This window comes from Algibacter aquimarinus (assembly GCF_039543265.1).
Classification (GTDB): domain Bacteria; phylum Bacteroidota; class Bacteroidia; order Flavobacteriales; family Flavobacteriaceae; genus Algibacter_B; species Algibacter_B aquimarinus.
On the sequence record NZ_BAABJK010000006.1, the window covers coordinates 386989 to 400600 of the forward strand.

General features: G+C 29.2%; 16 protein-coding genes. 3 read left to right on the forward strand and 13 right to left on the reverse strand.

What is annotated here, in order from left to right; all coding sequences use genetic code 11:
* Nucleotides 1-68: 68 nt before the first annotated feature.
* From coaE to ABD939_RS10945, 11 genes are all read right to left on the reverse strand, one after another.
* Entirely contained in the window at nt 69-656 is a 588-nt protein-coding gene (coaE, locus tag ABD939_RS10895) for a dephospho-CoA kinase (RefSeq protein ID WP_345168308.1), read from the reverse strand.
* The gene (locus tag ABD939_RS10900; protein ID WP_345168311.1) at nt 653-1615 is read right to left on the reverse strand and encodes a CdaR family protein; all 963 of its coding nucleotides are present in this window, start codon (nt 1613-1615) and stop codon (nt 653-655) included. The genes coaE and ABD939_RS10900 overlap by 4 nt, the downstream gene beginning before the upstream one ends.
* Nucleotides 1612-2619: a glycosyltransferase family 2 protein gene (locus tag ABD939_RS10905; protein ID WP_345168314.1), complete on the reverse strand. Its 1008-nt coding sequence runs from the start codon at nt 2617-2619 to the stop codon at nt 1612-1614. The genes ABD939_RS10900 and ABD939_RS10905 overlap by 4 nt, the downstream gene beginning before the upstream one ends.
* A gap of 63 nt (nt 2620-2682) precedes the next feature.
* Nucleotides 2683-3501 carry an enoyl-ACP reductase FabI gene (locus tag ABD939_RS10910; protein ID WP_345168317.1) on the reverse strand — a complete coding sequence of 273 codons (819 nt, stop codon included), beginning with the start codon at nt 3499-3501 and terminating at the stop codon, nt 2683-2685.
* Between the two features lie 56 nt (nt 3502-3557).
* A complete protein-coding gene (gene recN, locus ABD939_RS10915; protein WP_345168319.1) occupies nt 3558-5210 on the reverse strand; it encodes a DNA repair protein RecN in 1653 nt (550 codons plus the stop codon).
* Between the two features lie 65 nt (nt 5211-5275).
* Nucleotides 5276-6163 carry a type IX secretion system protein PorD gene (gene porD, locus ABD939_RS10920; protein WP_345168321.1) on the reverse strand — a complete coding sequence of 296 codons (888 nt, stop codon included), beginning with the start codon at nt 6161-6163 and terminating at the stop codon, nt 5276-5278.
* Nucleotides 6156-7367 (reverse strand): bifunctional phosphopantothenoylcysteine decarboxylase/phosphopantothenate--cysteine ligase CoaBC, encoded by a 1212-nt coding sequence (coaBC, locus tag ABD939_RS10925; protein WP_345168323.1) that lies wholly within the window; start codon nt 7365-7367, stop codon nt 6156-6158. Before coaBC ends, porD begins: the two co-directional genes overlap by 8 nt.
* A gap of 8 nt (nt 7368-7375) precedes the next feature.
* Nucleotides 7376-7705 (reverse strand): DNA-directed RNA polymerase subunit omega, encoded by a 330-nt coding sequence (locus ABD939_RS10930; protein WP_136481415.1) that lies wholly within the window; start codon nt 7703-7705, stop codon nt 7376-7378.
* Nucleotides 7706-7715: 10 nt separating this feature from the next.
* Nucleotides 7716-8555, reverse strand: coding sequence for an outer membrane protein assembly factor BamD (locus tag ABD939_RS10935; RefSeq protein ID WP_345168331.1), 840 nt, complete (start codon nt 8553-8555; stop codon nt 7716-7718).
* Nucleotides 8556-8671: 116 nt separating this feature from the next.
* Nucleotides 8672-9550, reverse strand: coding sequence for a 4-hydroxy-tetrahydrodipicolinate synthase (dapA, locus tag ABD939_RS10940; protein ID WP_345168334.1), 879 nt, complete (start codon nt 9548-9550; stop codon nt 8672-8674).
* Nucleotide 9551: 1 nt separating this feature from the next.
* On the reverse strand, nt 9552-10070 hold the full coding sequence (locus tag ABD939_RS10945) for a DUF6913 domain-containing protein (RefSeq protein ID WP_345168337.1): 519 nt from the start codon (nt 10068-10070) through the stop codon (nt 9552-9554).
* Between the two features lie 57 nt (nt 10071-10127).
* On the opposite strand from ABD939_RS10945, the gene ABD939_RS10950 reads away from it, so the two are divergent.
* The gene (locus tag ABD939_RS10950) at nt 10128-10889 is read left to right on the forward strand and encodes a 5'-nucleotidase C-terminal domain-containing protein (RefSeq protein WP_345168339.1); all 762 of its coding nucleotides are present in this window, start codon (nt 10128-10130) and stop codon (nt 10887-10889) included.
* 10 nt (nt 10890-10899) lie between these two features.
* Nucleotides 10900-11817, forward strand: a complete 918-nt coding sequence (locus tag ABD939_RS10955; protein WP_345168342.1) for a bifunctional metallophosphatase/5'-nucleotidase — start codon at nt 10900-10902, stop codon at nt 11815-11817.
* On the opposite strand, the gene ABD939_RS10960 is transcribed toward ABD939_RS10955, so the two are convergent.
* Entirely contained in the window at nt 11814-12239 is a 426-nt protein-coding gene (locus ABD939_RS10960; RefSeq protein ID WP_345168345.1) for a hypothetical protein, read from the reverse strand. The two genes, ABD939_RS10955 and ABD939_RS10960, sit on opposite strands and share 4 nt — an antisense overlap.
* A gap of 514 nt (nt 12240-12753) precedes the next feature.
* Here ABD939_RS10960 and ABD939_RS10965 point away from each other — a divergent pair.
* Entirely contained in the window at nt 12754-13140 is a 387-nt protein-coding gene (locus ABD939_RS10965; protein ID WP_345168348.1) for a DoxX family membrane protein, read from the forward strand.
* Here ABD939_RS10965 and ABD939_RS10970 read toward each other — a convergent pair.
* Entirely contained in the window at nt 13137-13538 is a 402-nt protein-coding gene (locus ABD939_RS10970) for a hypothetical protein (RefSeq protein ID WP_345168351.1), read from the reverse strand. The two genes, ABD939_RS10965 and ABD939_RS10970, sit on opposite strands and share 4 nt — an antisense overlap.
* Between the last annotated feature and the right edge of the window lie 74 nt (nt 13539-13612).

Consider the following 13612-nt stretch of genomic DNA (forward strand, 5'->3'; position numbering starts at 1 on the left):
TTAACATTTTAACATTTAGCTGAGTTATCATTTAACCTTACGTTAACAAAAATGTTAAACAATATATTTTATTGTGATTTTTGAAGAAGTAATTCGTGTATTTTTTTTACTTGACTTTTAGTATTTTCAAGTTCAATATTTTCAATTACAAAGTCGGAAAGCATCACTTTTTCATCATCAGACCATTGATTTTTCATAATAGCCTCAATTTTTGCTTTAGTTGTATTATCTCGTTTTAAAACACGTTCAATCCTTAATGTTTTTGGTGCTGTTACCGTTACAACATAATCGCAAAGTTTATATCCCGCATTTTCAAAAAGAATAGCAACCTCTTTAATAACGTAAGGTGACGTTTGCTTTAATACCCATTTTTTAAAATGCTTAGCTACTCTTGGATGAATAATAGCATTCATTTTATCCAAATATTTCTTGTCATTAAAAATAATATCAGCTATGTAAGATTTATTTAATTTCCCATTTAAGTAGGCTTCATTGCCAAATAATTGAATCAGTTTTCGCTTAATTATTTTAGATTTCTTAATTAGTTTTTTTGCCTCATAATCAGCAATATAGACAGGCACTCCCATAGCTTCAAACTGCTTTGCAACTGATGTTTTACCACTACCTATACCACCTGTTAAACCTACTATAATCATTCTGTAATTATAAATTCAATACGTTGCTGATTAATTTTTACATTCTTAACTGTTTTAGGAAATTTAACTAATTCTGGTATTAAAATAGAATGATTTGTAGAAACCTTACTATAATCACATACCACTTTAAAATCCTTACTTTTTACACTTTTAAAATTACTTAAACTGACATAATACGATAAACTAACTACCTTAGGAAAATAATTTAAGATAGTTCCTTTAGGGACGTTAATTACATTTACTGGAATTTTTAAAGTGCCTTCTGTATGTTTTTCTACTTTCCCAATTAAATTAATACTTCTATCAGAAAATTGTAATTCTTCTTTATTTTCTGGAAGCTTTAATTTGATTAATTGCGATATATCTGATTTTATATTTGACAACGAAATTGTATCTGTCCCTAAATATTTAATTTCTTTTACAAGTATATCTGGACCTATTATTTGGATAGAATCGGGTTCTAAAACATAATCGCTAGAAATGTCATAGCCCGCAGCAAACTTAATATTTGAATTGAGTTTTACTGGAACAGTCCTTACTTCATTTTTTCCAAAAGCAAACAGTAATGTGTCGGGAGATATGTTTAATAACTCAACTTGCTTATCAAACTGAGTATTATTTAAAAAAGCCTCAGACTTACTCCAAACAAAGAAAGAATCTTTCTTATAAACATCATTACTAAAATCTACGGTTATCTCTGGCTTTTTAATATAATATTCTAACCACTTAAACCCGTGAGTTTTTAAAGTTAAAGATAAAACTGAAGTTGTATCGCTTAAAATAATATTCTCTTGTGGAACATTTATTTTCTCAATATCAAAAACAATAGTCTTTGTGTATTGCTTTGAAAGTTTCGAAAAAATTAGAATAATAAAAGCCGACAATAAAAATAAAAGGAAAACATTTATTTTTTTGTTTTTAATTGAAGTTATTATTTCAGACTTTAACTTTTTTATCATTTTGATTTAAAAAATAGTTCTGGAAATTCTGCTTCTGGTTTTCTATTTAAAATACCAATGAAAAATGTAGACTTTAAAAAGCCTAAACCATAACCTATAAATTGCACTAAAATAGCAGGTATTGATAAAACTGAAACCACTATACTCTTTGTTGAAAACACAGCTAAAACAAATGCTAAACTAAAGTACAAAAGGTAACATAAAAATAGCCATTTAAAATTTATAAAAAATAAGATTAATGAAACTATAAAACCCAAACAAAATAGTGTAGGAAACCAATAGGTTATTTTTTTAGTTTGTGGATGCCATGTATTTAAAATAGGTCGAACTAAACCAAATTTATAAACCTGCTTATAAAATTTAACCCAAGAAATTCTTCGTTTATGATATATAAATGCCTCGGGAATCAATTTCGTTTTAAAACCTAAATTCCAGAGTCTTATTACTAAATCTGGGTCTTCACCTGGATGAATTCTCCCAAAACCTTTTGATGCTTCAAAAGCTTTTCTTGATAAACCCATATTAAAACTACGTGGCTGAAATTTATCAAAACTATTTTTATTTCCTCGTATACCACCTGTTGTAATAAATGATGTCATTGAAAAATCAATAGCTCTTTGAAGATTTGTAAATGAGCTATGAGCCGCATCAGGACCTCCAAAACAATCTACATAATCTGTTTTTAAACTTTTCTTTACTTCTTCTAAATAGTTTTTTGGTAGAATACAATCGGAATCTAATATGATAAAATAGTTTCCATTTGCTTTTTGCATTCCGAAGTTTCTTGAATCACCCGGTCCAGAATTCTCCTTGAAAAAATAAGCGACATCTAGTTTATCTTTAAAACTATCAATAACAGATTTTGAAGGTTTTTCAGAACCATCTTCAATTATTACAATTTCAAATTTGATGTTTGTTTCTAATCCAACAAAACTTTGCAACAATTCTTGTATTTCGTTCGGACGATTATAAACAGGAATGATAAATGAAAAGTTTAATTGCATAACACAAAAGTAACAAAAAAGCCACCTTAATAAAGATGGCTTTTTTTCTATATTTAAAATAATTTAGTCTTCTCCTGTAAACGTACTCATTACAGCATCGCTAACACCCATATTACTAAACCCACCATCATTGTATAGGTTTTGCAACGTAACACGTTTTGTTAAATCGCTAAATAAAGAAACTGTGTAATTAGCGCAATCCATAGCAGTGGCATTCCCAAGTGGCGACATTTTTTCAGCGTAAGCAATAAAACCATCAAATCCCTTTACACCACTACCAGCAGTTGTTGGTGTTGGTGATTGAGAAATAGTATTTACTCGCACTTTTTTATCTCTACCAAAGAAATACCCAAAACTACGTGCAATACTCTCTAAATACGCCTTATTATCTGCCATATCGTTATAATCAGGAAAAACGCGTTGTGCAGCCATGTAAGTTAACGCTACAATACTTCCCCATTCATTCATTGCATCGCTCTTGTACAAAGTTTGCATTAATTTGTGAAAGGACATAGCTGAAACATCTGTTCCCTTTTGTGTCCAAGCATAATTTTGATCTGTGTAATGTTTTCCTTTTCTAACATTTATAGACATACCAATAGAGTGTAAAACAAAATCTATTTTACCACCAAGAATTTCCATAGACTGATCTATCAAATTTTGTAAATCTTCCTCAGATGTAGCATCAGCTGGTATAATTTGAGAACCCGTTTTTTTAGCCAACTCATTAATTTGCCCCATTCGCATTGCAACAGGTGCGTTGGTTAATACAAATTGCCCACCTTCTTCATGAACGCGTTCTGCTGTTTTCCAAGCTATTGAGTTTGAATCTAGCGCTCCAAAAATGATTCCTTTTTTTCCTTTTAATAAGTTGTACGACATATTTGGTTAGTTTATATATGTTTAATTATTGATTTAATTGAGTTCAAAGATACTAATTAATTCAGCAATTCTTTCGCATGAGCTATTGCTGACGAGGACATTTCTATACCTCCTAACATTTGAGCTATCTCAACAATTCGCTCATCATGATTTAACTTTATTAAGTTCGTTTGTGTTACATCATTTACATCTTCTTTATAGACTTTAAAATGCGAATGACCCTTTGCAGCAATTTGGGGTAAATGAGTTATTGAAAACACTTGCATTGTTTTACTCATTTCCAGCATAATATCTCCCATTTTATTTGAAATTTCACCCGAAACACCCGTATCTATTTCATCAAACATAATGGTTGGCAATTGTATGTAATTAGATAAAATAGATTTTATAGCCAGCATAATTCGAGATAATTCTCCTCCAGAAGCTGCTTTTTTAAGTTCATTAAACTGCCCACCTTTATTTGCTGAAAACAGAAAGTTTAATTCGTCTTTTCCATTGTTAAAAAACTCATCTTTAAAATCAATATGTATTTTAAATTGAGCATTGGGCATACCCAAACTTACTAAAATTGATTCTAGTTGTTTTTTTAACTCTGGAATAACTTCCTTTCTATTCTTATTAATGGTTTTAGAAATAGCATTGAGTTCATTTTCTTTTGATGCAATTTCTAATTGTTTCTTCTGTATTGTTTCATCTAAATTTTCAGTAACCGAAACTTTCTCTTCTAAGTTCTTTTTTACCTCAATTAATTCAGAAATATTAGATGACACATGCTTTTGCATTAGATTGTGTAATATGCGTAATTTTGAGTCTACAATTTCTAGTCTAGCTGGGTCTGCATCAATGGCATCCTGAAGCGCATCAACTTCAGTAAAAACATCATCTATTTCAATAAGACTACTGTTTACTCTATCATATAAATCTTCATATTTTTTAGAGTATTCAGAAAGTTTTTGAAATGTATTCTTTAAAGTAGTTAAATTTGAAATTAACCCTATTTCATCTTCGTTTAATAATTGGTAAGCTTCAGATAGTCTTTCTTTGATACCTTCAATATTATTTAACGTTTCATATTCTTCTTCTAGCGTTTCTATTTCACCTTCAACTAAGTTTGCTTCAACTAATTCATTTAGCAAAAAGGTGTTATAATCATGTTCTTTTACAGCTTCATTTTGAAAATCTAAAATATCTTTAAGTTCTTGCTTAAGGCTTTTAAATAATTTCAACTCTGCTTTATAATCCTCTAAAAGACCACTATTCTTAGCTAAAGCGTCAATAACTTGAAATTGAAAATCATTACTAATGAGTTGCAGTGTTTGATGCTGAGAATGAATATCTATTAAACGCTCACCTAAAGTTTGTAAACTATTTAAATTTACGGGTGTATCATTTACAAAAGCTCTAGATTTTCCAGATGGCAAAATTTCACGACGAATTATTGTTTGATCGTCATAATCAAAATCTTCAGCTTTAAAAAGCGGTTTCAATTTATAATTAGACACATTAAAAACAGCTTCAATGATACATTTTTGTGTCGAGTCTTTTAAACTACTTAAATCTGCACGTTTACCAAGTATTAAAGATAAACCACCTAAAAGAATAGATTTACCCGCTCCTGTTTCTCCTGTAATTATAGAAAAACCATCATTAAAATTAACATGAAGGTTATCAATTAAAGCATAATTTTTAATAGAAAGCGATACTAACAAAAGTTTAATTTAAAATTTGAATTATGAAAATAAATATAAGAAATGTGGTTTAAAAAAAGTGGTTTTTAAAACTTAATATTTTGCCATTTACTACTGTGCATTGGCGCTACTTTTTGCAGAGTCTCTTTAACACTTGCCACATTTACATTGGGACCGCCAGTAAAAATTTGCTCAATTTCTTCAGCCTTGGCATCAAAAAAAGTACGCAATAAAAAAGAATTAGGCCTGCGACTATTCATAACTTGAAATTTTTTAAGCGAGGTAGCTATTTGTTCTTTTCCTTGCTTTACGTTATCTGCCATAGCATCCAAACCATTTCTATGATAATTGTAAATAACATCCCTGTATTCTTTAAATGTTGGTGATAAAATATTATCTATAAGTGCAAATCTACTTTGTAAACCATCTTCTATTTTCCAACCAGAAAAATTCCCTTGTTGAGAATAGTTTGTTATAACTTGAGCTTGTTTGTAATAGTCTGCACCACCATTTTGAACAAATGAATCTGCATCTAAACCAAGAATCATTTGTATATGAAACGCTAATACAGATATTAAATTTGATTCAAACTGAGTAGGATTATATATTAAATTTTGAAATTCTAAGTATCTGAAATTGAAGTAACCATCATTAAAATTATAAACAGGTGTTGTAAAAGATGAGCCGTAAACTGGTCTAGAAGATTGCACTTGTAATGACGCTTGAAAAGTTTCTCCACTGTAGTTAGACACATTTATAAACATACTACAATCTATACGCTCTTGAGGTGCAAAATTTTTACTAGTCCATTTTGTATTATTTACAAACTCATTTAATTGCTTTTCTAAAGTTTTAAAAATTGGAAAATTTTCGTTTCCTGTTTGTTGTGCATTTACAACTACAGTACAGTTTAATTCTTGAGCTATACCAGAAAAACCAATACTAAACAATAAAGCTATTAAAATATTACGCATTTATTTCTTTTAGAATTTTATTTAATAAATCATTAGCAACTTCAGTTTTCGATTTTAATTCAAACCGATTGATTTCATTATTATCATCAATAAAGGTTACCTTATTAGTATCACTTTTAAAACCAGCGCCTTTATCTTTCAACGAATTTAAAACAATTAAATTTAAATTCTTCTTTTTTAATTTTCCTTTTGCATTCTCTAACTCGTTGTTAGTTTCCAAAGCAAATCCAACTAAATATTGCTGTTTTTTTATTTCTCCTAACGATGCTAGAATATCTTTTGTTTTTTCTAACTCTAAAGTTAACGTTGGTTCCTTCTTCTTTATTTTCTGTTTAGCAACTTCTTTCGGTTTAAAATCCGCAACAGCTGCAGAAAGTATAGCCACATCTACATCATCAAAATGCATATGGGCTGCATCGTACATATCGTTAGCACTAGTAACGGGTATAATATTTATTAAATTATGAACTGCTTTTTGATGAGTTGGTCCTGTTATTAAAAAAACTTCAGCACCTAAATTAGCCGATGCTTTTGCAATTTCAAATCCCATTTTACCACTTGAATGGTTACCTATAAAACGAACTGGATCTATGGCTTCGTAAGTTGGTCCTGCGGTAATTAATACTTTTTTTCCTCGGAGCGGAAGTTTGTCTAAAATATCATTTTCAATAAATGAAACAATATCTTCTGGTTCTGCCATTCTTCCCTCACCAACTAAACCACTTGCTAATTCGCCGCTAGTTGCAGGAATCATAATATTTCCAAAAGACTGAAGTTTAGAAAAACTTTCATGACTAGAAGGATGTTTATACATATCTAAATCCATTGCTGGTGCAAAATAAACAGGACACTTAGCCGATAAGTATGTTGCTAATAATAGGTTGTCGCTACTACCATTTGCCATTTTAGATAGTGTATTTGCTGTTGCTGGAGCAATTACAAAAACGTCTGCCCACAAGCCTAAATCTACATGATTATTCCAAATCGCATTATCATCTTCTTCGTTTGTAAAAGATGAGTGTACTGGGTTTTTAGAAAGTGTTGATAACGTTAATGGGGTTATAAAATCTTTTGAAGATGGCGTCATAACTACTTTTAAGTTAGCGCCCGATTTTATAAAAAGTCTTACTAATGAAGCTGTTTTGTAAGCGGCAATACCACCACTAATTCCTAATAGTATGTTCTTGCCGCTTAATATTGACATTTTAAAAATTATTCCTGAGAATCTTCCTCAGTATTTCTAAAATAAATTTTATCTGTTAACCATTCTTGAACAGCTAACGCATGAGGTTTTGGTAATTTTTCGTAAAATTTAGAAACCTCAATTTGCTCTTTATTTTCAAAGATTTCTTCAAGACTATCGTTGTAAGTAGCAAATTCTTCTAACTTATCGATAAGTTCTTTTTTTATCTCTGTATTAATTTGCTCTGCACGTCTTGAAATAATAGAAATTGACTCATAGATATTTTCTGTTGGCTCGTCAATCTGATTTCTGTCATACGTTACCGTATTTACTGGAGCATTGGTTTTCTTTAAATCCATTATTATTGTGTTAATTAACTTGTGCTGTGTATTTGTTTAATTCTTCGTCTATAATTGTGGCCATATTATCCACTTCTGATATGTATTTAGAGTTTGCGAAGGTTTTCTTAAAGTTTGTATAAAACTCTTTGGCTTCCTCCAAACGCTGTTTTTTTAATTGTACTACTCCTGTTAGTGTTCTTTTTAATTCAATACTATTTGTTGCTAATTTATATGCAGAATCAAGTCTGTAGAATAAAGCTTCTTCTTTTAAAGTAGAACCTGGAAAGTCAAAAAGAAAGTTATTAAACGATTTAACTGAAGCAGGATAATCTGATATTCTGTTATATTGCTTTGCTATTTCAAAAGCTTTTTTTTCTAATTTAAAATCAAGTTCTTTAACAAGCTCGTTAGCTTCTGCTATGTATTCTGATTCTGGAAATATATTGATAAAATTTTGTATTTTTTCTAAGGCCTCTTTAGTCTCCTTTTGATCTTTAGTGTAAACAGGAGACAATTCATAATAGCTCTTTGCGGCTAAAAAAGAAACTTCTTCCACTTTCTCACTTTTAGGATAACTGGCAGCAAAACGATCAAACTGATATCCAGAAATGTAATAATCACCCATTTTATAAAATGAGTTAGAATATAAATACATTAGTTTTTCAGCTTGTGGCTTTCCTCTATAATTAGGAACTATTTGAGCAAAAAGCTTATTTGCTTTTTCAAATTTACCTTCGTTGTACAAAGCTTCACCTAATTTAAATTTTTCTGCAATAGCACCTTCACCTTCAGCTTTTAATGCTTTCTGGTATTCGTTACAAGAGCTTAAAACTAAACAAGCTAATAATATATAAAATATGTTTTTCATAAAAATAAAACAGGATGCAAAATTAAGTTTTTAATATGGATTTTAAAAATATTATTTTAAAGCTAAAGTAAAGGCTTAAAGTCAGTACCAGCAAGGTTTAAGTAATATTTAACATCCTAATACCCTTTTACAAAATCTTGTATTTTATGTTTTAATGCTTTAGATGCAGGTACAAGTGGCAATCGTACCGTGTCATTACATAAATTTAATGCTTCAAAAACAGCCTTAATTCCAGCAGGGTTATTTTCTTCAAAAATATAACCTATAACATCAATTAATTTGAAGTGAAGTTTATAAGCCTTTTCTGTTTCTCCTTTTAAACCTAGGCGAATCATATCTGAAAAATCTTTAGGAAATGCTTGTCCTATTACAGAGATTACTCCAGCGCCTCCAGCTAAAACAACTCCTAAAGCTAAATCGTCATCACCTGAAATAACTAGAAAGTCTTCTGGTTTATTTTTAATCAATTCTAAATATTGAGCCAAATTGTTTCCTGCCTCTTTTACAGCTATTATATTATCAAAATCATTTGCAAGTCTTAAGGTAGTTTCTACTTCAACATTTTTTGACGTTCGACCAGGAACATTATATAAAATAACATCTATTGGAGAAGCTTCAGCTATGGCTTTAAAATGCTGATAAATTCCTTTTTGTGTTGGTTTACTGTAATATGGAGAGACCGATAAAATAGCATCTATTTCACTTAAATCTGTATTCTTTATCTCCTCTATTACAGCCATTGTATTATTTCCACCAATTCCTAAAACTAGCGGAACTCTTTTGTTATTAGCTTTTAAAATAGTTGCTATAATTTCTTTTTTCTCTTGCTTGGTAATAGTTACGCTTTCACCGGTTGTACCAGAAATTACAAGATAATCTGTTCCATTATCAATATTGAAGTTTACAATATTCGTTAAAGCCTCATGATCTATACTCAAATCTGAATTAAATGGCGTAACTAACGCAACTCCAGTTCCTAGAAACTTGCTATTCATTTTAAATTTTATTTAATATGGTTAAGTATTTAAATAACTCTTTTTTAAATACATCAAATTCTTTTAAATTGGTCTTTATTATTAAGTCGTTTAATCTTTCATCAGATTTAGAAATTCCTATTTTTAGCTCTGATTTTGAAAGCGCTGTAATCAGTTTTAATTCTAACACTTCTTTTTCGTAATAGTTTACTAAAACATCAAATTTAGTGTTTAAAAAAGATTGTAGTTCAATATTTTTAATATCACCCTTCCAACCAAAATCTTTTGGATAGTAACAATTATCCCAAGAATTTAAATCATCTTTTTTACTTTCAGAAAAGGCAATAATTTTTAGTTTATTAGGTCTTACTTTAATAGATTCAGCTAATACATTAAACCTTTCAAAATCCTGAATTTCATTAATATTTATTACAATACCTAAACTACTAATTTTTTTATCTGTAACGTTTACTTGTCTTTCAGATAACAATTTGTTTAAGTACTTTTTATTAGATTTTTCTTTGAAAGCCTTTAAAATCATTTACCTTTATACTTTGCGCAAAGGTAGCAAAAGTACATTCAAAATTTCGTTTAATATATGAGGTTTACATATTTCTTTTTTTTGTTATATTTTTTCACTTTTACAGCTTGTAAGCAACAAAAAATTGGGCCTACAAAGATTGTAGGAGATAAAATTGAGATTAACGACAGCTTAAGCATTGATTCTGAAATTGAGGCGTTTATAAAACCCTACAGAATTCATATTCAAAAAGATTTAGATAGTGTTTTGGCATATTCAATAGACACATATTCTAAAACTGACGGACAATTTAATACCGCAATTGGCAATTTTATGGCAGATGCAGTTTATACTCAAGCCAATCCTGTATTTAAAGCGAGAACTAAAAATAATATAGATTTTGTACTACTTAATTATGGTGGTATTCGCTCTATAATTTCTAAAGGAAATATCACAGCAAGAACCGCTTACAAAGTAATGCCTTTTGAAAACAGCATTGTTGTGGCCGGTTTAAAAGGTGATAAAATCAAGAATATTGTAGATTATATAGTATCTTCTAAAAGAGCGGTTCCTTTTAGCTCTCAACTTAAATTAAAAATTGATAAAGATTACAATATTTTAAGTGTAACCATTAATGATAATACAATAGATTCTACAAAAACCTATTATGTAGCTACCAGTGATTACACATATAATATGGGTGATAATATGACCTTTTTTAAACCTAATGAGGGCGTTACTTTTTTAGATTACAAAATACGTAAAGCACTTATTGATAATTTTAAAAAGATAGACACCCTTAAACCTGTAATTGACGATAGATACATTCAGATAAACTAAAACTTACCTTATGAAACGTAGAGATTTTATCCAGAAAACTACAGCAGGAAGTGCATTAATAACACTTGGTGGTTTTGGTTTGCAATCGTTCTCGACAATAAATAGAACTTCTAAAATAACCATTTTGCACACCAATGATGTGCATAGCCATATTGATGCCTTTGGTCCAGAAGATGGAAGAAATGCAAACAAAGGAGGAGTGGCTCGAAGGGCTTCTTTAATTGAATCTATAAGAAAAGAAAACCCAAACACATTATTACTTGATGCTGGAGATATTTTTCAAGGTACTCCTTATTTTAATTACTACGGTGGTGAGTTAGAATTTAAGTTGATGAGCAAGTTAAAATATGACGCTGCCACTATTGGAAACCATGATTTTGATAATGGAATTGATGGTTTATATGCACAATATCCACACAAAGAATTTGAATTTCTAACTGCTAATTACGATTTCTCAAATACAATATTAGACACTCATACAAAGCCTTATAAAATCTTTAAAAAAGATGGGATTAAAATTGGAGTTTTTGGTTTAGGCATTGAACTAAAAGGACTTGTTACTACTGAGCTAAGTAAAGAAACTAAATATTTAGACCCTATTGAAATGACTCAGGAAATGACGCGAATTTTGAAGAATGACGAACAATGTGATCTAATTATTTGTTTATCACATTTAGGATATTACTACAAAAAAAATCCTAACAGAATTAGCGACTTAAATCTTGCTAAAAAAACAAAAAATATTGATTTAATTATTGGTGGTCACACACATACATTTTTACCAAAACCAACCATCGTTAAAAATAGCGAAGGAAAAAACACCTTAGTAAACCAAGTAGGTTGTTATGGTATTAATCTTGGTAAAATAGATTTTTATTTTGATACAGATAAAAATAAATCGGCAAAAGGAACTTCAATAATAGTCTAAACCAAGACTTTCTCTGAAGAAAAATTATCACTTTCTTTCATTCGTAATACTTTCTCCCTTTTGGTTTTAGTATCTAAAGAGGCATATTTAAATATTTGATACAAACCTAAAGCATATAAACCTCTAGTTAACATAACAAAAATCCAATCGTACAAATAATAATGATTTACATAGCCTATAATTACCGAAAATACAAAGCAAATTACACCAACTAAAAAGAATATAGATTGTTTTGTTTGAGTATTTAAATAAACTCCAAACGACACAAACGTTAAAATCATTAAAGTTAAGCCATTGGCGCCTAACATATTAACTTCATTTGCATCAGGTATAAGAATTTTTAAAATATCAAATATTGTATAAAGAAAGTATAGGTTTATTGAGAAAACAACCAGTAAATATAATCCAATTAGCTTATCCACTTTTAAAATTTTAAATTTAGTTAAAGCAATTATTATTAATTGCAAATAACTTAACAAGTAAAACATACTGGATAAATTAAGTAAAGTGTATTCTTTAAAAAAAGTTGAAGATAAATCACCTAAAAAGGAAAGTACTACAAAAGAAATTAAAGATATTTTTAGGTAATTATTTTTAACAAAAAAGAATATTAATAATAGTGGTACAAATAGCGGTAATGTTGAATTTAAAAGCAATTCATCCTCACTAAATGCGCTAACAAAACTTAGGGCAATTAAAACTAATAAAGCACAAAAAAAGATTTTGTTAAAAGTAGGTTTGAACAAATTTTTCACAATAACATTATAAGTAGGTTATTTCAAATATATAAAAAATTACAGACACATCGACTAAAAACACTATTTTATCGACGAAATACATATTTCATGTGTTTCTTATGAAATATAACGTGCACATGAAAAGTAATTCTTGAGCTTACGTCTAAACATATAATTATAAAACCAAACCATAAATAAGATGAAAAAGTACTTTCCACTAGTTTTAAGATTAATTGTAGCTATTATTTTAATACAAACACTCCGTTTTAAATTTACGGCTCACCCAGATAGTGTTTATATTTTTGAAACAGTAGGTTTAGAACCCTACGGAAGAATTGGTATCGGTATTTTAGAACTTATAGCTGGTATTTTACTTCTTGTGCCTAAAACAGTTTGGTTAGGAGCATTATTAACTTTAGGAATTATTGGTGGTGCTATTTTTATGCATTTAACTATGTTGGGAATAGAAGTAAATGAAGATGGTGGTGTGCTTTTCTACACAGCAGTTTTAACCTTTACACTTTCAGCTATTTTACTTTACTTATATAAAAAAGATATTCCTTTTATAAATAAACAGAAAAATTAGTCTGCAATAATAAAGGTGTCCTCTTGTCTTGGTGTGTTTATGAACTTAGACTGTTTGAAAAGAAAGTAAAATGCAACAAGAGATAATGTAGTAGCTAAAAAGCTTAAAATACTCTTTTGAGATATGTAAATAAAAGCAATATCTATTACTTCTGAAAACACCAAACATAGTGTTCCAAGGAATAAAAAGAGTGACTTTTGGTTATCTCTGTAAAAGTAATTTAGCAACGCCATAGATAGCAGTAAAAGTGTTACTATGTTATAAACTAATTCAAAATAATAATCCAACTCTACATCTAAATTTGGCTTTACAATGAGCTGCAAAACATAAATTAAATAAACATTTAAAGCCATTAAAACTATTAAATGAATTTTAAAATTTTTCAAGATGTGTAACATACAAACAGACTTTATTATTTTTACTAGAAGAAATATGTAAGCTATAATAAACATAGAATTTGTTATACAATATT

What these genes read in the sequence shown, in the direction of transcription:
- coaBC (WP_345168323.1), bottom strand. Translation starts at nt 7,367, where the DNA reads ATGTCAATATTAAGCGGCAAGAACATACTATTAGGAATTAGTGGTGGT.
- porD (WP_345168321.1), bottom strand. Translation starts at nt 6,163, where the DNA reads ATGCGTAATATTTTAATAGCTTTATTGTTTAGTATTGGTTTTTCTGGT.
- ABD939_RS10970 (WP_345168351.1), bottom strand. Translation starts at nt 13,538, where the DNA reads ATGTTACACATCTTGAAAAATTTTAAAATTCATTTAATAGTTTTAATG.
- ABD939_RS10955 (WP_345168342.1), top strand. Translation starts at nt 10,900, where the DNA reads ATGAAACGTAGAGATTTTATCCAGAAAACTACAGCAGGAAGTGCATTA.
- ABD939_RS10935 (WP_345168331.1), bottom strand. Translation starts at nt 8,555, where the DNA reads ATGAAAAACATATTTTATATATTATTAGCTTGTTTAGTTTTAAGCTCT.
- ABD939_RS10905 (WP_345168314.1), bottom strand. Translation starts at nt 2,619, where the DNA reads ATGCAATTAAACTTTTCATTTATCATTCCTGTTTATAATCGTCCGAAC.
- ABD939_RS10910 (WP_345168317.1), bottom strand. Translation starts at nt 3,501, where the DNA reads ATGTCGTACAACTTATTAAAAGGAAAAAAAGGAATCATTTTTGGAGCG.
- ABD939_RS10900 (WP_345168311.1), bottom strand. Translation starts at nt 1,615, where the DNA reads ATGATAAAAAAGTTAAAGTCTGAAATAATAACTTCAATTAAAAACAAA.
- coaE (WP_345168308.1), bottom strand. Translation starts at nt 656, where the DNA reads ATGATTATAGTAGGTTTAACAGGTGGTATAGGTAGTGGTAAAACATCA.
- dapA (WP_345168334.1), bottom strand. Translation starts at nt 9,550, where the DNA reads ATGAATAGCAAGTTTCTAGGAACTGGAGTTGCGTTAGTTACGCCATTT.
- ABD939_RS10945 (WP_345168337.1), bottom strand. Translation starts at nt 10,070, where the DNA reads ATGATTTTAAAGGCTTTCAAAGAAAAATCTAATAAAAAGTACTTAAAC.
- ABD939_RS10950 (WP_345168339.1), top strand. Translation starts at nt 10,128, where the DNA reads ATGAGGTTTACATATTTCTTTTTTTTGTTATATTTTTTCACTTTTACA.
- ABD939_RS10930 (WP_136481415.1), bottom strand. Translation starts at nt 7,705, where the DNA reads ATGGATTTAAAGAAAACCAATGCTCCAGTAAATACGGTAACGTATGAC.
- ABD939_RS10965 (WP_345168348.1), top strand. Translation starts at nt 12,754, where the DNA reads ATGAAAAAGTACTTTCCACTAGTTTTAAGATTAATTGTAGCTATTATT.